This is a genomic window from Paracoccus aeridis, from assembly GCF_004923205.2.
Taxonomy (GTDB): Bacteria; Pseudomonadota; Alphaproteobacteria; order Rhodobacterales; family Rhodobacteraceae; genus Paracoccus; species Paracoccus aeridis.
In genome coordinates, this window is the sequence record NZ_SELD02000038.1 from 1 (window position 1) to 16,133 (window position 16,133).

A 16,133-nucleotide genomic window follows, 5' to 3' on the forward strand; every position below is an offset into this window, starting at 1 on the left:
CAAAAGCCTACTTCAGGGAGGACCACTTTTCAGGGGGCAGACCACTGAAGTTCAACCTGGCCGTCGCGGATGTGCTCGACCGCCATGCGGAGTTGACGCACATCCGCAGCGTCGATGAGTTCCAGCTCGCCCTGTCGGGCGAAGCCCGCACGCTGGACGGAGCCGCGCAGCTTGTCGCCCGCCTCAAGGCCGCTGTCGCGGCCGAGGTCGGCGCCTGTCTGCGCTTCTCTGCCGGGATCGGGCCGAACCACTTGCTCGCCAAGCTGGCCGGGAAGTTGCAGAAGCCGGACGGCTTTCGCTGGCTTTCGGCCGAAAACATGCCTGCGGCTGTCGCCCATCTCGCGCTTGATGATCTGCCGGGGATCTCCGGGGCGATGAAGCAGCGGCTCTACCGCGCCGGGGTCTATGACGTGGAAACCCTTTGTGGGCTCGATCCGCGCCATGCGCGCCTGATCTGGCGCTCCGTCGAGGGCGAACGGTTCGTGCGGCTGTTGCAAGGTATGGATATTCCCCTGACACCGAACGTCCGTGGCGGCTTCGGCAACTCCAAGGTCCTCGCCCTCGACTACCGCACTGCCCGGCGAGCCTATCAGGTCGGCCGTTGGCTGGTCGAGAAATCCGCCGCCCGCCTGCGGCGCGAGGGCTATGTTGCTGCACGGTTCAGCCTCACGGTCAGCTATTTCGAAGGGCGCCGCTGGTCGCGAGGCGTGAGTTGCGCGCCGTCGCAGGACACAGCCTATTTCCTGCATCTCCATCGCGCTCTCTGGTCGAGTCTGTGGCGGGCTGAACCGCCTGCCGCAGTACATTCGGTCGGTGTCCACATGGGCAACGTGAGTTTGCTGCAGGATCGCGCCGGCGATCTTTTTGCGCCCCTTGCGCCCGCGGATCGCACACGCGGCGAGCGCGTGTCCATCGCCGTGGATCAGATCAACAGCCGCTTCGGTGCCGACACGATCACGTTCGGAATCACGGCACCGCATCCGGGTTTCTTCGAGAGAGGATAAGCAAGTGGAGCTCTGGGGCGCGTCCCGGCAGGCCGGGATCAGGCTCTAGTTCCGGCCGCGTACGGCCTCCACCCGAGCCGCGCCGGGCGCGTCTCGTCCCATACGGGTAACGATCCTTCGCGCAGGCAGTTGCCCACAAGGCTCGCATTCCCTCGCTCGATGATGGCGTGTCTCGCTCGTCATGACGGCTTCACGCCTTGGACAACCGCCAAGAACAATTGCGCCGCCGCGATGCGTCGGCAGGTGATCCGGTGGACGGGTCAAGGGATCGACGCGGGGCTTGCCCCGCGCTCACCCCCGCCCCGACGACCTTTCCAATACATTCGTCCGCCACGCATCCCCGACCGAGCCGGTCAAGGGGCAAGCGCCGCCCGTGCCGGGCGTCGTCGTTCAGGCGGGCCGTGTCCTCGCGCATCGCGCTGCGGGCCGCACCACCCCGCCTTCCCGACCCGTGACAGTCTCGGCCGGGGCCACGGGCAGGGCTGCGCCCTTCCCGCTCTGCTTTCCGAAAGGCATGGGCCTTTCAGAAAACAGAGCAGGAAGGCTCGCCCATCGGCGGAAGCGGGCACCAGACCCGACCGCCCGTCGCAGAGAAAGGAACACGCGATGACTGACCGAGACTCCGCCGCACGCGCGGCCTATGCCGAGGATGTTCGCCGCCTTCCCCTTCACCATGACGGCACATCACGCGCCGCATGGGACGCCCTGACCGACTTCGCCAAGGAAACGTGGCGGCGCAATTCTACGCCTCGCAACTTGACCGGTTGGCAACCCAACGGCCTGCCACACGGCGTCACCCTGTTCGACTTCACCGGCTTCTGCCTCTCGCCCGTCCGCGAAACCGGGCATGAAGGCGTGACCGTCTGCCGCCCTACGGAGGCGGATTTCTGGTCCGTCTACGGCTTCAACCGTGACGCCGGGGAATGGCAGATCGTCCATGATGCCGCGCAGGACGATACCGGCGAGGCCCTTGCCCGGATCGTGGACGCCACCGGCGAACAGGTCGAATATCGCGACCTTGACCGTGCCTATGCCAACACCCGCCTGCCCGACCTGTGCGAGCTGATCGCGCAGCGGCTGGTCGACGAGGGAGCCGCGCCCGATCATCCCTTGGCCGTGATCCGTGACCGGATCGCCGCCGCCCTCGATGCGCGGGGGAACTGACATGGGCTGGCTCATCTACAACCACACCCCCGCCTGCATCCGCGACGAGATCGCCCGGCTTTGCGGCGGCGAGAATGAACAACGCCGCAGCTATCCGGTCCTCATCAGCCGGAAGGGGAATGTCTGGTATGCCGCCGTCCGCGTGGAGCCCAAGGACGGCCGTCCGCCGTCCGGCCGCGACAGCACGGGCGACTACGAGACGGACGCGACCGGCGGCTACACCTTCGCCGCCATTTTCCTGACGAGCCGCGAGAATGGCCAATGGGGCTACAAGAGCATGGACGAGACGATGGGGCCGAACGCGGCGGAAGCGCCGTTGAAGTTGATCGACCTTCTCTCGCCCACGACGAGCGAATGGGCGCTGAACTGGCGGCAGTCGTGCCGCGACCATGCGGCGCGCGCCTCGCGATCCCTGAAACCCGGCGACGTGATCCGCCTTGAGCAGCCCCTGCGCTTCTTGGACGGCACCGAGCGCCAGACCTTCCGCATCAGCCGGGAACGCTGGCCCGGTGCCAACCGCAGCACCACGGTTTTCACCTGCCTTGAGACTGGCGCGGTCTGCCGCATCCCGAACATCAGGCAGCGGGGCTGGACCCGCATCTGAGCAGTCTCGCCGCGCCCACCGGGGCGCGGCCCCCCTGCCCCCCGAGGATTCTCACCATGACCATGCACGACCGCACCACCCCCACAGTCGGGGGCGTGCTGACCGCGCCTGCCAATCTGCGCGCCATCTGCGCCGCCCGCGCTGCTGCCCTTGAGCAGATCGGCCGCGCGGCCCAGGCCCTTCGCGCGGCATTCGACCTTTCCACCGCCGCCACCGCGACCGCCAAGGCGGCGCATGGTGGCTGGCACTCGCCGCGCACCGACCGCCGCGAGGAAGCCGACCGCGACCGCCTCTTTCCCGGCGACTTCGACCCGGCCGACAGCATCGAGGCGTTCCGGCGCGACCTGGATGCGGCAATCTGGACCCGCCTGCTGGACGAAAGCGGCTTGCGCCGGATCATGGACGCCCAAGAGCGCGACGACATGGACCGCGCCTTGCGCGGCGATGTGCCGCCCGCCACCATCGAGAACATCAGCGCCACCGTCGAGCGCCTGCTTGGTGACTCCGAGCTGATCTTCCGGCGCGGGATCGCCCGCGCCTTCGCCGCCCTCGACCGCCGGTTCAAATCGCATGACGGTTTCAAGATCGGCAGCCGCATCATCCTGAACCATGTGTTCAGCGACTACGGCGGTTTCAGCTACGGGAGCATCCGCCAGACCCTCTATGATATAGAGCGCGCCTTCGCCCTGCTGGATCACGCGCCTGATCGGGCAGGCGAGCTGGAAAGCGCCCTCGCCCGAGACCGGGCCGGATCATGGGGACCGCGCCAGTCCGAGGTCGAGACGAGCTATTTCCGGGCGCGCGGCTTCAAGAACGGCAACGCCCACCTGTGGCTGACCCGTGATGATCTGGTCGAGAAGGTAAACAAGGAACTGGCCACCTACTACGGCGCGGCCCTGGCCGACGCCGCCCCGGACAACGCGCGACCCGAGGACTACAAGCCCACCGGAACTGCCGTCGCCCGCGATCTGGCCTTCTATCCCACTCCCGCCGCCGCCGTGGACGAGCTGATGGACCGGCTGCACTTCGCCCCCGGCGCGCGCGTGCTGGAGCCATCGGCCGGAATCGGCAACATCGTGCGCGCGGCGCTTGCGCGCGGCACCCAGGTCGATGCCGTTGAAATCCATCCGGGCCGCGCCGACGCGCTGCTTGGGATCGGCCACCCGGACTTACACGTCGCCTGCACCAATTTCCTGACCATGCGCCCCGACCCGGTCTATGACCTGGTGCTGATGAACCCGCCCTTCGCCGGCATCCACTGGATGCAGCACGTCCGCTTGGCCTTCGACTTCCTGAAACCCGGCGGCGAGCTGCGCGCGATCCTTCCAGCCTCGGCCGAGGTCAACGAGACCCCCGCGCACATCAGGTTCCGGGCTTGGGCCGAGTGCCACCGGCCTGGCTGGCGCGGCTTGTGGCGCGACCTGCCGCCAGAGAGCTTTGCCGAAGTCGGGACACGGATCGCCACGGTGATCTTGACCCTCCGAAAGCCCAAGGCATAGCTCCGAACTTCCTTCTGCGACGGAAGGAAACTAGGCCCCGCTCCGGCGGGGCCCCTTTTTTTGAAGTTGCCCACGACAGGCGCACGGCAGCAAGAAAGTTAAACAGAAGCCGGCCGGCGCGCGCTGCCGCGCGAAACCGCGTGGCCCCCTACGAAACCGACGCAGCAGGTCGCCGGACGGCGACTTTTTCGTAGAGGTCGCGGAAGGCCGCGTTGTGCTGGTAGACGCTCAACGCCTCCAAGATCATACCCCACTCCTCGGCCGAGAGATGATGCCCTGTTGGTGGGCGCTGAGATTGAACGAGTGTCTGACTTGACCGAAGTTGCGGGCTCGGCATTTGAACTCCCGGATTCCAATGTCTGCGTGAAGGCTTCAAACAAAGAACCTTACGCAATGTTCCGTCCGGAGGAACAAAATTTTATTGTCTTAGCGTAAATGACGCTGCGTCGACCCCGGCATTCTTCCGGTCTTTTCAGTTTTAGCATCGCCTCTGTTACGGAGGCTGCTGTCCAGAGTCGGGCAGAGAAGAATTAGACGGAGGGTGGTTCGGCCCCCCGTTGATACTCGTAAAACACGCCCGAACCGGCAGACTTAGCAACTGCCACGGGAATACTTCACGCAACGGCCGTCTGTTAGTTGCCAAAATGGACAGGTGGCTGCCGGGGATGCCGTCCCGCTTCTGGTTGCCCACCGACCGGAAGTGAGAAGTACGTATGTGCGAGGCCTAGTCGATCTGGACGGCAAGAAGGATCGGAGATCCCCGCTGATGCGGGGCTCGCGCCATCCGGGGGGATTCGGGCAAGCCGAACGCCCCCGGTTTGGTGGGCCGCGCCAAGGGGCGCGTCCGTCTTGGGAACCGCCGGTTCCCCCACGCAAGGCCGCGCGCTTGACGGGGGCGAGGGGTTTCCCCGGCCTTCCTCCGCGCTGGCGCGCTGCGTGCAGGCCGGGTGATCCCCCTCCCCTCGCCCCCTACGCGCAACCTTGCGCGGGTCCCCCTCCTGCCCTCGCCGGGAGGCAGGGGTTCAGGAGAGGACGCGCTTCGCGGCCCTCGCCTGACCCCCCGCCCATCATGGGCATCCCGACCAAGGCAAAGACCAAGGCGGGACCGTCGCAAAGGAGTGCCGCAAATGGCTTTCGATCTTTACCAGCACGTCACCGATACCATCATCGCCAGCATCGAGGCGGGCACCCCGGCGTGGCGCAAGCCGTGGACCGGAGATGCAGGCGGCGCGATCTTTCCCCGCCGCGCCAATGGCGAGCCTTATCGCGGCATCAACGTCCTGATGCTCTGGCTGACCGCGACCGAGAAGGGCTATCGCGCGGCGCACTGGTTCACCTATCGCCAGGCGCAGGAAGCGGGTGGGCAGGTCCGCAAGGGCGAGAAATCCGCAACCGTCGTCAAATACGGTACCTTCGAGCGTGATGACGAGAGCGGCGATAACAGCCGGAAAATCCCGTATCTGAAAGCCTATCGCGTGTTCAACGCCGAGCAGATCGACGGCCTGCCCGCCGAGTTCTACGGCACCCCTGCTGACGCGCCACGCGACCTTGGCACCACCGCCGACCGCGCCCTTGACGCTTTCTTTGCCGCGACCGGCGCGGAAATCCGCACCAGCGACGACCCGCGCGCCTATTATAACCCCGTCGAGGACTTCATCCACATGCCGCCGATTGCGACCTTTCACAGCGTCGGCGGCTATTATGCCACCCTCGCGCATGAAGCGACCCACTGGACCGGCCACACCAGCCGCCTTGACCGGCTCGGCCGCTTCACCGGCCGCAAGGCTTATGCCTTCGAGGAGCTGATTGCGGAAATCGGCAACTGCATGGTCTGCGCAAGCCTTGGCCTGACCCCCGACTTCGACCAGTCCGCCGCCTATGTGAAAAGCTGGCTTCGCGCCCTGCAGGACGACAAGCGCGCCATCTTCAAGGCCGCGAGCGAGGCGCAGAAAGCGGCTGACCTGCTGATGCAGGCGCAGCCCCAAGCAGAAACCGAGGAAAGGGCGGCCGCATGAGCGGCCCCACCCCCCTGCTCTGCCTGACCTGCCGCACATGCGGCAGCGTCAACCGGGCTCTGTATTTTACACCCGTTGCAGTGGACGGCAGTTGGCTGGACCGTGACGACAGCCTGAAGCCGGGAGTCGCGCCGTGACGCGCTACGAAGTCCGCGACGACCCGGACGATCTGCCCATCATCTGCGCGACCGAGGTCGAGGCCCGCCGCCGCGCGCGCCGCCGGGCTGAACGTATCGGCCAACCCGTTCTGATCTATGAAATGGACGACCAGCGTGGTGAACGCTTTATCTGCCACGTCGATTGAACCGCAGCCCCGCATCGACCGGGGCGCGGCCCTCCCGTCAAGGTAGGCTGCAGCTGACCCGGCCTGGGCCGGGCCAGCCGCAGCCATGCGCTTGTGCAGCGCAGGCAGCCGCTCACGCGGCCCTGCCCTCCGCCTTGATCTCTACGCGGCCGATGCAACCACCGGAGAAACTGTCGGGATCAACAAACCAACGCATCTGCCTTTCGCCCGTATTCCATTGATAAAGGGTTCCAAGGCGTCGCGGTGTTTCTGCTTCCTGAATATGGTAGATCTCACATACCGGCTTGGCTGTGACTTTCTTGGTCATGATCTTCCCCTCGGTTTGAGCCGGATAGCCTTGGCTATCCGGCCTGCCCGCTGGCGAAGCTGGGGAGGCAACGGAAAGCGAAATCGACGGGAGTGGTGCGGCCGCAGCCGGCAGAAATTAATGAAGCCGCCGATCTTGCGATCAGGCGGCTTTTTCTTTTCTTAGAAATTGTATATTTGACGGCGAGGCACGGTCCCGTCTATTTCGCTTGTAGGCGCCAGGGGCGAAGCCCCTTAGTTACTTGCAATCATGTTGAAGCTGGTTGCTTGGCGTTACTTTCACGCTTTGATTGTTGTGCGTGAATGAAAAACCTTCTGGCGAAGATATGATGGACAGAGCCATCTTCCATGCGCCATCTTCCGTCTCCTGCTTGAACGCTGTCCCTTGCTCGAAACCAATCGTCACGGTCTGACCGTCTGACTGCAACGTGCCAGAGCCATCTACGACACGGCCATCCATGAAGGCCTTCATGAAGTTCTGCGGCGGGCTGTAAGCACCATTCGGATCACACGTCAGCGTAAGCTCAAGTGCGCCGTCCTTAACTCCGTAGTAGTTAATGCCTCGTTGGAAACCGGAGGTCCAAGTTGCTGCCTGTGCGGTCGCAGGGAGAAGAATCATCGCGGCGAGAATCGCATAATTATTCATGACAGCTTCCTTTTCAGGTCGGCAATGACTGTATCGAGTTCCTCGAACCAGATCGGTTGGTACTGTGAACGCAACAGTTCTGTTTCCGGCAGTGTCCCGAGATCACCAGCCTGCTCCGACAGCTCTTCCAGAATGCCTTTCGAAACACGGAAATGTAGATACTCGGCCAATCCTTTGCCCCTCTCGGATTTTTCTGCTACCTCGTAGCTCGGCACGATCTTGATCCGCTTCTGTGTCCGCTGGCGAGCAAGGCGCAGGATCATGCCGATCTGGTAACCGGCTTGCTCCAAGGCTTCGAGATCCTTTTGGTGCCTTGCAAGTGGCCGGACGAGCGCACGCACTTGAACGAGTGCCTTTGTCTCACTGACAGCGGCAGGTTCCGGCTGCTTCCTCTTGACCGGAGCTGTTTGAGGCTGCTTCGGCTTGTCTGGTGTCACGCCTGGTTGTTGAGCCGCACCTTCGCGGCCGGGATCTGCTTGCACCGGAGCTTCCGACATGACCGTCTGCTCGGCAGGCTCGGCAGGCGAGTCTGCCACCGGCGCAAAATCAAAATGGGAAACATCCTCGATAGTCCGGGAATATTCGTCGTCGGTATCAAAAATTTTCAACGTGCGGCCACGTCTTGCCATTTTAGCCCCCGGCCTTGGTAGTGCTGGCCGGTGCAGCGGCCATTCTGCTCAATATCGCCTTGGTGACGACAATAGCTTCGTGCAGAGCGTCGTCGTAGCGCCGCGCTCGCCCGCGGATCAGTGGATTATCGTCCGCCTTCAACTGCGCGGCTCTCGCTCCAAGCAGGCCCTCATTATCCATATCCTGATAGGCCAATCGTTCCCGCATCGGGTAAGGGACGGGCTTCATCAGAGATCGGATTTCCGACAGCAACTCCTGCTGGCCGAGTGAGACGGGCTCAACGCTCTTGCCGCTCTTGACCACAAACCGCGTAATCACCACCGCATGAGGCGGCAGTTGGGATGGATCTGACACCCTTTCGCGCAACCTGTCATACCAAGTGACCGTCTCCATAGACTTTTCGAGGTCGGTTCGCGTCAGGATGAGGGGAGTCACCAGCAGATCGGACAGCATGGCGATAGTGTCGGCCCATCCTCCGCCAACACCGGGCGTGTCGATCAGGATGAAGTCGGCAGACTCCTTCTCGAACGTCTCGTCAACGATGCCCGTCAGCTCGTCCATCTTGATCGTTTCGGTGATCGACAGCAGGGGGGAGCTGGTTCCTCGTTTCCCTGCCCGTTCGGCCCACGTCGCAAGGGCTCGGTTCGGGTCGGCGTCTATCAGCAGCACCCGCTTCTTGTTGAACACGAACGCTGATGCCATGGCTCGCACCAGAGTGGTCTTGCCGGCCCCTCCTTTCCGGCTCATCGCTGAAATCACAACCGGCTGCATGATGGTCCCTCGATACTGTTAGCGTGAGGCCGTTCACCGCCCCTGGGCGCAGGATAGCAACACTGAGGGAATCTAGCAACTAGCACCTATCGAGAACCAGCTAGCGCCTAAGCACTGAGTTGTAGCAACTAAAGCGTAGTTCGTAATCAGTCGTGCATAGTAAGTATCCAGTAATAGCTAAGAAATAATTACTAAAGTATATCCAATAAAAAATTTACAGTAGCAAGTTGCTCATCATTGATAGCACATAACGGCTAACATATATCACAGAGAACATATGATAGTGGCTAGCATCTAACAACTCTCGCGTAGCTCGGAAAGCTAGCGCATAGCAATTAGCAGTTATGAAGTTTGGCGGCCCGCGCACCCAAAATAATGAATAGTGGCTAGATCCTAGCAATTATCAAGGGGAGCACATCTGGGGTGCTCTCGACCGAGAAGGCAGGACTGCACGCTAGAACATTGACGGCCTTATGGCCGGTATCTATCCTAAACCTCAAATCTAGCAGGAAATGGTTTGTGTTAACAAAACCAAAATTTGAGGTTTCCACGAGCCGTCGTCTGACCGCTTCCGAGCGGTCGAAAGTCGCCCGCGCCAAAGCGGCTGGGGCAAGCACGAAAGAGCTTGCTGCGCAGTATGGCGTCAGCGAGCAGACCATCAGGAACATCGCTCGGCGCGTCCGCAGCGAGCGCAAGACAGCCAAGGTCGAGAGCGCCATCGTTGCTGCGCGCGTTCCCGTGCAGGACATTCAGGCCTTCGATGCCGCCGTTGGCCGCTTCGGGATAAAGGACAAGTCCACCGCGTTGCGCGCCTTCATCCGCTGGCCAGGCGGGTTCTTCCACGTTGACGAGAACACGGACGTGACCATCCGGGCCATGCTGCTTGAGCTGACGCGCCTCGGGACGAACCTCAACCAGATCGCCCGCCGTCTCAACGATCCTCGGCTCGGGCCGGGCGAGCGCGGCCTAAGCGCCCAGGAGAAGGCAGAGCTGCGCGCCTTGCGCGAGGCCATGAGCCGCGCCGACGAGACGCTGCGGACACTGGCGGGCGACCGGGCGCGGCGCGGCGACCTGGCGTTTCGCCTGACGCTGATCGGGGGCGAGGATGGCTAGGGCGACGAAGGCGCTGCCGACAGCGGAGGCGCTGTTCAAGGAGGGCTGGACCCGAACCCGTGGCAGGGCAGGGGGGCGGGGCCTCAAATCCACATCGTTCCGCGCGCATCGGCAGATGGCGCGAGCCGCGGCGGGCAACCGCGCGGCCGTGTTCAAGCTGATCCCGCGCGGCGGCTGCCGTACCACGCAGCAGCTTCACGGCCAGTTCGAATACCTGTTGGGCAAGGCCGATGCGGTTCTCGACTCGCGGGGCATCTACGAGCAGGAAGGGTCGCTGTCGTCCGAAGATGCTCTGGCGGCGGCCGAACGGTGGTCGCAAGACTGGCACGGCAAGACCCGGACCGGGCAGACCAGCCACATGTTGATGTCGTTTCCGGCCGGGACTGACACCGCTGCGGTGCGCGCAATCAGCGAGCGGATCTGCGAGCGGTTCTTCGAGGGCCGCTATGACTACATCGCGGCCATCCATACGGATCGGGACCACCCTCACACGCATATCGTGGTCAACCGACGCGGCTTCGAGGGCGACCTGTTCACCCTGCGTGTCGGCACCGAGTACAGCTATCAGTCTTTCAAGGAGGCGATGGTGGAGATCGCGGCCCAGCATGGCATTGCTTTGGAGGCAAGCCAGCGGCTTGAGCGCGGCATCATCGACCGGGCGCCCACGGTCGCGCAGTATCGCGCCGGCCAGACCGCCGGCATCCCGCGCGAGGGCGAGGATCTGGCCTATGCCATCGCGCAGGTCGCCAAGCATGGCGCGACCTATCGGGCGATGGCGGCGCAGGCGCGTGCCTTGGTGCGAAGCGATCTTGCCAGCATTACGCGCGGCGACAGCGCCAGCGAGCGCAACCTGTCAGGCATGGCCGACGCGCTTGAGCGCGCGGCCGAAACACTTTCAGCCGGAAAAATCATTTCATCAGCAGCAGGAACCCTTTCGATGGACCAGCAGACGAGATTTCATGACGCACTGCAGAAGCTCGACCTTTCCATGCAGCGCGCCGCTGAGCGGATCGAGGCTGCACCGCCTTCCGAGCGGCCGTCGATGGAAGCGAAGCTCAATGCCGTGCTGGCGCAGGCATCCAGCATGAACCCGCACAGCCCACGAGCGGCCGAACTGGCACAGCCTGCAAGCGAGGACGGCATCTATTCCACTCGGAACAGGGCAGGGATCGAGTTGAACGAGGAGGATGCTGTGCGCCTTGAGCGCGCCCTTGCTGGCACCGGCATCAACCCGGATGAAGTTGCGGCGCGGATGCAGGTCGGGGCATCGAACGCCGCGCTTGAGCGCCAGTGGATTGCCGATGACGTGCGCGCCATCGCCGATGAGCGCGGGCTGGACCTGAAGGACCAGCGACAGTTCGAGGCGGCGCTTGCAGAGGTGGACCGGATTCACGACCGGATTGGCGAAGAGTTCGGCATCGGTACCGAGGCGCCCGTGGCGGACGAGCGTGCCGCGTCCGACGCGGCCGAGCAGGCGGCAGAGGATCGTGCCCGTGAAGCTGCCCAGGCCCGAGAAGCGGCCGCATGGGTCCATAACCGCGGGGCTCACGCCTCCAAGGCTGATCTTACCCGACTGGCCGCACCGGTGGGCGAGGCCGACGCGCAGCGTTTCCGGGGCGCAGTCGAGGACCGCCTGACCCCTGACGAGATCGCCCGTTTGCGGCGCGGCGATATTTCCGTGTTGGAAGGGGCAGGCAACCGCGAAGAGCAGCTCACCATTGCCCGCGAGTATCTGAAGGTGGAAGGCCATTCGCCCGAGGTATTGCGGCAGGTGACGCGCGAGCTGCACCAGGAGCGCGAGATCGCTCATTCGCAACGCAGCCATGACGATGGGATCGACCATGCCTAAGGTCAGGATGTTGGGCGGGGTCGCGTTCTTCGCCTTGATAGGCCTCGCCTTCGCCTATGTCCTCGCGACGGGCTATGTGACGGCCCGGATGACCGGCCAGGCGGTCCAGATCGACTGGTCGTTTCTGGCCGAGAACTGGCGCAGCCTGCGCGCGAGCGCCCCCCGCGACTGGACCATCGTCCAGATCATCTTCGCGGGTTGCGTCCTCGGTATGATGCTGCTGGCTTCCCTTGTCATCCACGAGGGCCTGACCCGCTTCGGGCAGACGCATTGGCAGACGCGGCGCGAGCTGAAACGCAACGGCTTCTTTGCCAAGCCCGGCCGTGGTTTTGTGCTGGCAAAGGACGGCAAGCCGGGATCGCGGAGGGATTTCATCTGTTCGGCGCGGTTTCCGCATTGTCTCGTCATCGCCCCGACCGGGCGGGGGAAGGGGACCGGCTTCGTCATTCCCAACCTCCTGACCTTCGCCGGTAGCGCCGTGGTCCTCGACGTGAAGGGCGAGAACTACGACAAGACCGCGCGGCACCGCGCATCTCTGGGCGATAAAGTCTGGCGCTTCGCCCCCGTTGATTGGGACCGGCCCACCCATCGCTACAATCCGCTTGAGCGGATCGCAGTCCTGCCGAACCCCGATCAGCGGCAGATGGAACTCAAGAAAACCGCCGATCTCTTTCTGCAATCCGACAACGACAACATGAAGGGCCTGCTGGAAGGGGGCATTGATCTGTTCGTCGCAGCAGGCATCTATGCGATGGAACGGGGCAAGCCGACGCTTGGCGAGATTTACCGCCTCGTGTCCGCGGGCGGCGACAAGAACAAGCAATACCTGGCCTATGCTGACGAGGTTAAGAGCCGGGCGGCGCAGCTCATCTTTGAGCGGCTGGCCTCGATCAATGATCGCACCCTGACCTCTTATCTGTCGCTCCTGATGACTTCAGGTCTGAGTGCCTGGGCGAACCCGGCCATCGACCGCGCAACATCGGTGTCCGACTTCGATTTCAGGACGTTCCGGCAAGAGCCACAGACCGTCTATCTCGTCGTTCCGCCTGATGACATCAGATCGCTCGCGCCGCTGATCCGCCTGTTCTTTGCCGACCTCATCGCCAGCTTGCAGGCCAAAGAGCCCGGTTCGAACGAGCCCTGGCCGGTCATGATCCTGCTCGATGAGTTCGACCGGCTCGGAAAGATGCCGATCGTCGCGGAGAGCATCAAGACGCTGCGCTCCTACGGCGGCAACCTGGCCTTGGTCACGCAGACCATCCCGGCGCTGGACGAGATCTATGGCGAGAACACGCGGCTGTCCTTGCAGGGCGGGGCAGGGGTCAAGGTCTACATGACCCCGAGCGAGGAACGCACCGTCAAGGAGCTGAGCGAGGCTGTCGGCAAGACCACCAAGCGCGTCGTCTCGAAATCCCGCACCCTCGGGAAAGGCCCGCTTTCAGGGATGAACGTCTCGGAGAGGACGGAGGAGGTGCCGCTCCTGAACGAGGACAACGCCCGCCGCCTCGACCTGGACGACATCATCCTTGTCATCGACGGCCAGCATCCGGCGCGCGCCAAGCGGATCAAATACTATGAGGACCGCACCCTCAAGCCGGTGTTTGAGAAGCAGGCGGGGACATTTCCCATGCCCGACCCGCGCGAACGCGCGGCCGAAGATTTCCTGCGCGAGACTGAGCGGCGCGCAGACTCGTTGCAGCAGCGTCTTGACGAGATGGAGACCCGCGTCACGACTGCCGTTCAGTATCCAGACTCGGAACCCGCGATCCGCCGTCGAGCGTCACGCGCATTGCAAGGGCCAATCGAGCTTCTGCCGAACAAGGAACCCGCAACACCGATCCTGCCGTTCGCGGATGCGGAGCTTGGCCTGCAAACAACTCCCGATGGCGAATCCATGACGCCGACAGAAGAAGGTGCATCGCCGGCGAAGATGCACACTGTGGAGCCATCCGATAATCCGCCTGCCGCTCGGAGACGCACCCGGACGATCGTGAATCTTATGGATGAGCTTAGCGACTTGCCCGCCACCGCCGAGAACATCATGACCTTCGAGCAGATGACCGAGAAAGCCGACCGTATCTAGTCATGGCTAAGCTCTGGTGAGAACGTAGAAGTCCTGTAAGCGTCCGGCATAGGGGCCTACTTCTTCCGAGGTTGCCACCGTTTGGCGAGTTTAAGGACCTCGAACTGATGCATGTCGGTGTCTGGCACTGAGGGGTCGAAGGGCTCATCGTGCCACTCGGTCAGTTCATCGTGGTCCGGGTGTCCGGGGTCAGCGATCGCCTCGAGGAAGTGCTCGTAGCCTGGAGGTCCTCCCACGTCCTCGGGCGGGCAGCGGCCTTCAGCTTCGACCAGCCGTGGATAGAGCTGGCCCGGCAGGGGGCCGTCCGTCAGCTCCCCGGTCAGATGATGTCGCCAGTCGTCTCCGAAGTCGTAGGTGTAGACGAGCGAAGTGTGTCCTGCGGCCACGAGAGCCTGTTGTAGGGTGGCCTTGTTGGCCGGCAGGGCATCAAGCCTGAGGTGGGGATCGGGCAGGCTCCATCGGCGGGATCCTGCCTCAAAGCTGTAGAGATGCTGGTTCTCCCAGCCCATGGCGGCCTGAAGAACAAGGTGCAGACGGTCCAGGCGCAGATCCGAAGGCACCATGAGGATCCGCGAGACGCGGGGCGTGACGTCTTCCAGAACGGCGGTGAGGCGGAGAATGCTCATGAGTTGGCCCACCTCCAAGGCAGCAGTTCGTCGATCCTGGTGATCTTGTGATCGGGCAGGCGCGCGAGGGTGTCGGCCAGCCAGGCCTGTGGGTCGACGCCGTTCAGTTTGGCCGTCTCGATCAGGGTGTAAGCGATGGCGGCGGCCTTTCCGCCTGTCTGGGAACCGACGAACAGGTAGTTCTTCCGGCCGAGGGCGATGGCGCGCATGCCGCGTTCGGCGGTGTTGTTATCCAGCTCGAGGATGCCGTGGGCGAGATAGGGGCGCATGCGCACCATCCGCGTCAGGCCATAGCGGATCGCGGCAGCCAGCGGCGACTTGCCCGAGATGCGGGTCAGTTGCATGGCCAGCCAGAGCTCGAGATCGTCGAAGACCGGGGCGGCGCGGGCCTGACGAAGCTTGACACGCTTGTCCGGCGGCAAACCTCGGGCCTCCTTCTCGACGGCATAGAGCCGGGCGATCCGGCGGATGGCCTCTTCGGCGATCGGAGAAGCCTGGGCACGATGGATGTCGACGAACTTGCGCCTGACATGGGCCATGCAGGCGACTTCGTGGATCGCGCCGGACCGATAGAGATCCTCGAACCCGGCATAACCATCGGCATGCATCCAGCCGTGGAAGCGGGCGAGGTGGTCCTTCGGGTGCTGACCCTTGCGGTCGCCGGAGAAGCGATACCAGGCGGCCGGGGGCGCCGCCCCGGCCCATGGCCGTTCGTCCCGGGCATAGGTCCAGAGCCGCGCCGTTTGTGTCTTTCCAGTGCCCGGGGTCAGCATCTGCACGGGCGTGTCGTCGGCGAAGATCGCCTCGGCCGAGAGGACATGGCGGCCGATGGCATCGGCCAGCGGCGCCAGCAGCGCGGTCGTTTTGCCGACCCAGTCGGCCAGCGTGGAGCGGTCGAGGTCCAGCCCTTCGCGCTCGAAGATCTGGCTCTGGCGGTAGAGCGGTAGGTGATCGGCATACTTGCTCACCAGCACATGGGCCAGAAGGCCCGGACCAGGGCGGCCGCGCTCGATGGGGCGGGAGGGCAGCGGTGCCTGGACGAACCGCTCGCAGCACGAACAGGTCAGCCGCGGCCGCACGATCCGGTTCACGATGAAGCGTCCGGGGACGTATTCCAGCTCTTCTGTCACGTCCGCGCCGATCCGCCGCAGGCGCCCGCCGCAATCGGTGCAGGCATCGGTGCCGGGGCTCAGTTCCACCTCCATCCGCGGGATGTGGTCGGGGATCGGGCGACGCTTCGGCCGGTCCTTCTCCTCGACGTCTGGCAGCTTCATCCGCGCGATCATCGCGGCGGCGGCGATCTCGCTGGTCTCCAGCGCCAGTTGCAGTTGCTCCGCAGTCTCGGAGGAGGTGCCGAACCGGTGCGCCCGGTGCCCCGCAAGCTGGTGCCGGAGCTTCTCGATCAGGATCGCCTGAGCCTTCACCTCGGCCACGAGCCGCGCCGTGAAGCTGCGCAGCTCCTCGGGATCTTCCGGCAGGATGGCGGGCTCGTCGAGCATGAGACGAGCTTATCGTGGTG

General features: G+C 63.9%; 15 protein-coding genes. 9 read left to right on the top strand and 6 right to left on the bottom strand.

What is annotated here, in order from left to right:
* The 6 genes from ELI80_RS12110 to ELI80_RS16065 all read left to right on the top strand — a co-directional run.
* Positions 1-1,004: DNA polymerase Y family protein (locus ELI80_RS12110; protein WP_136652188.1), on the top strand; the 1,004-nt coding region annotated here is incomplete at its 5' end.
* Between the two features lie 606 nt (positions 1,005-1,610).
* The gene (locus ELI80_RS12115) at positions 1,611-2,168 is read left to right on the top strand and encodes a hypothetical protein (protein WP_136652189.1); all 558 of its coding nucleotides are present in this window, start codon (positions 1,611-1,613) and stop codon (positions 2,166-2,168) included.
* Between the two features lies 1 nt (position 2,169).
* A complete protein-coding gene (locus ELI80_RS12120; RefSeq protein ID WP_136652190.1) occupies positions 2,170-2,772 on the top strand; it encodes a DUF6927 domain-containing protein in 603 nt (200 codons plus the stop codon).
* Positions 2,773-2,828: 56 nt separating this feature from the next.
* Complete coding sequence (locus ELI80_RS12125; RefSeq protein WP_136652191.1) at positions 2,829-4,271, top strand: DUF4942 domain-containing protein; 1,443 nt, start codon at positions 2,829-2,831, stop codon at positions 4,269-4,271.
* Positions 4,272-5,398: 1,127 nt separating this feature from the next.
* Positions 5,399-6,286, top strand: a complete 888-nt coding sequence (locus ELI80_RS12130; RefSeq protein ID WP_136652192.1) for an ArdC family protein — start codon at positions 5,399-5,401, stop codon at positions 6,284-6,286.
* Positions 6,287-6,419: 133 nt separating this feature from the next.
* Complete coding sequence (locus ELI80_RS16065; RefSeq protein ID WP_161596464.1) at positions 6,420-6,590, top strand: hypothetical protein; 171 nt, start codon at positions 6,420-6,422, stop codon at positions 6,588-6,590.
* Between the two features lie 112 nt (positions 6,591-6,702).
* Here the strand turns inward: ELI80_RS16065 and ELI80_RS12135 are convergent, their stop codons facing one another.
* The 4 genes from ELI80_RS12135 to ELI80_RS12150 all read right to left on the bottom strand — a co-directional run bounded on the left by ELI80_RS12135 (position 6,703) and on the right by ELI80_RS12150 (position 8,943).
* Positions 6,703-6,897, bottom strand: a complete 195-nt coding sequence (locus ELI80_RS12135; RefSeq protein ID WP_136652193.1) for a hypothetical protein — start codon at positions 6,895-6,897, stop codon at positions 6,703-6,705.
* A 237-nt stretch (positions 6,898-7,134) separates the two neighbouring features.
* A complete protein-coding gene (locus ELI80_RS12140; protein ID WP_136652194.1) occupies positions 7,135-7,542 on the bottom strand; it encodes a hypothetical protein in 408 nt (135 codons plus the stop codon).
* Complete coding sequence (locus ELI80_RS12145; RefSeq protein ID WP_136652195.1) at positions 7,539-8,171, bottom strand: hypothetical protein; 633 nt, start codon at positions 8,169-8,171, stop codon at positions 7,539-7,541. Before ELI80_RS12145 ends, ELI80_RS12140 begins: the two co-directional genes overlap by 4 nt.
* A 1-nt stretch (position 8,172) precedes the next feature.
* On the bottom strand, positions 8,173-8,943 hold the full coding sequence (locus ELI80_RS12150; protein ID WP_136652196.1) for an AAA family ATPase: 771 nt from the start codon (positions 8,941-8,943) through the stop codon (positions 8,173-8,175).
* Positions 8,944-9,462: 519 nt separating this feature from the next.
* Between ELI80_RS12150 and ELI80_RS12155 the strand changes: the two genes are divergently transcribed.
* Genes ELI80_RS12155 through ELI80_RS12165 form a run of 3 tightly spaced genes read left to right on the top strand, consistent with a single transcriptional unit; the run spans position 9,463 to position 13,988 of the window.
* Positions 9,463-10,056: a helix-turn-helix domain-containing protein gene (locus ELI80_RS12155; protein WP_136652197.1), complete on the top strand. Its 594-nt coding sequence runs from the start codon at positions 9,463-9,465 to the stop codon at positions 10,054-10,056.
* Positions 10,049-11,905: a relaxase/mobilization nuclease domain-containing protein gene (locus tag ELI80_RS12160; RefSeq protein ID WP_136652198.1), complete on the top strand. Its 1,857-nt coding sequence runs from the start codon at positions 10,049-10,051 to the stop codon at positions 11,903-11,905. The genes ELI80_RS12155 and ELI80_RS12160 overlap by 8 nt, the downstream gene beginning before the upstream one ends.
* Positions 11,898-13,988, top strand: a complete 2,091-nt coding sequence (locus ELI80_RS12165) for a type IV secretory system conjugative DNA transfer family protein (RefSeq protein WP_136652199.1) — start codon at positions 11,898-11,900, stop codon at positions 13,986-13,988. Before ELI80_RS12160 ends, ELI80_RS12165 begins: the two co-directional genes overlap by 8 nt.
* Positions 13,989-14,044: 56 nt before the next feature.
* Here the strand turns inward: ELI80_RS12165 and ELI80_RS12170 are convergent, their stop codons facing one another.
* Both ELI80_RS12170 and tnpC read right to left on the bottom strand, forming a co-directional pair.
* Complete coding sequence (locus ELI80_RS12170) at positions 14,045-14,614, bottom strand: plasmid pRiA4b ORF-3 family protein (protein WP_045982573.1); 570 nt, start codon at positions 14,612-14,614, stop codon at positions 14,045-14,047.
* Complete coding sequence (gene tnpC / locus ELI80_RS12175) at positions 14,611-16,113, bottom strand: IS66 family transposase (RefSeq protein WP_136652200.1); 1,503 nt, start codon at positions 16,111-16,113, stop codon at positions 14,611-14,613. Before tnpC ends, ELI80_RS12170 begins: the two co-directional genes overlap by 4 nt.
* Positions 16,114-16,133 lie beyond the last annotated feature (20 nt).

What these genes read in the sequence shown, in the direction of transcription:
- ELI80_RS12115 (WP_136652189.1), top strand. Translation starts at nt 1,611, where the DNA reads ATGACTGACCGAGACTCCGCCGCACGCGCGGCCTATGCCGAGGATGTT.
- ELI80_RS12120 (WP_136652190.1), top strand. Translation starts at nt 2,170, where the DNA reads ATGGGCTGGCTCATCTACAACCACACCCCCGCCTGCATCCGCGACGAG.
- ELI80_RS12125 (WP_136652191.1), top strand. Translation starts at nt 2,829, where the DNA reads ATGACCATGCACGACCGCACCACCCCCACAGTCGGGGGCGTGCTGACC.
- ELI80_RS12130 (WP_136652192.1), top strand. Translation starts at nt 5,399, where the DNA reads ATGGCTTTCGATCTTTACCAGCACGTCACCGATACCATCATCGCCAGC.
- ELI80_RS12135 (WP_136652193.1), bottom strand. Translation starts at nt 6,897, where the DNA reads ATGACCAAGAAAGTCACAGCCAAGCCGGTATGTGAGATCTACCATATT.
- ELI80_RS12140 (WP_136652194.1), bottom strand. Translation starts at nt 7,542, where the DNA reads ATGAATAATTATGCGATTCTCGCCGCGATGATTCTTCTCCCTGCGACC.
- ELI80_RS12145 (WP_136652195.1), bottom strand. Translation starts at nt 8,171, where the DNA reads ATGGCAAGACGTGGCCGCACGTTGAAAATTTTTGATACCGACGACGAA.
- ELI80_RS12150 (WP_136652196.1), bottom strand. Translation starts at nt 8,943, where the DNA reads ATGCAGCCGGTTGTGATTTCAGCGATGAGCCGGAAAGGAGGGGCCGGC.
- ELI80_RS12160 (WP_136652198.1), top strand. Translation starts at nt 10,049, where the DNA reads ATGGCTAGGGCGACGAAGGCGCTGCCGACAGCGGAGGCGCTGTTCAAG.
- ELI80_RS12165 (WP_136652199.1), top strand. Translation starts at nt 11,898, where the DNA reads ATGCCTAAGGTCAGGATGTTGGGCGGGGTCGCGTTCTTCGCCTTGATA.
- ELI80_RS12170 (WP_045982573.1), bottom strand. Translation starts at nt 14,614, where the DNA reads ATGAGCATTCTCCGCCTCACCGCCGTTCTGGAAGACGTCACGCCCCGC.
- tnpC (WP_136652200.1), bottom strand. Translation starts at nt 16,113, where the DNA reads ATGCTCGACGAGCCCGCCATCCTGCCGGAAGATCCCGAGGAGCTGCGC.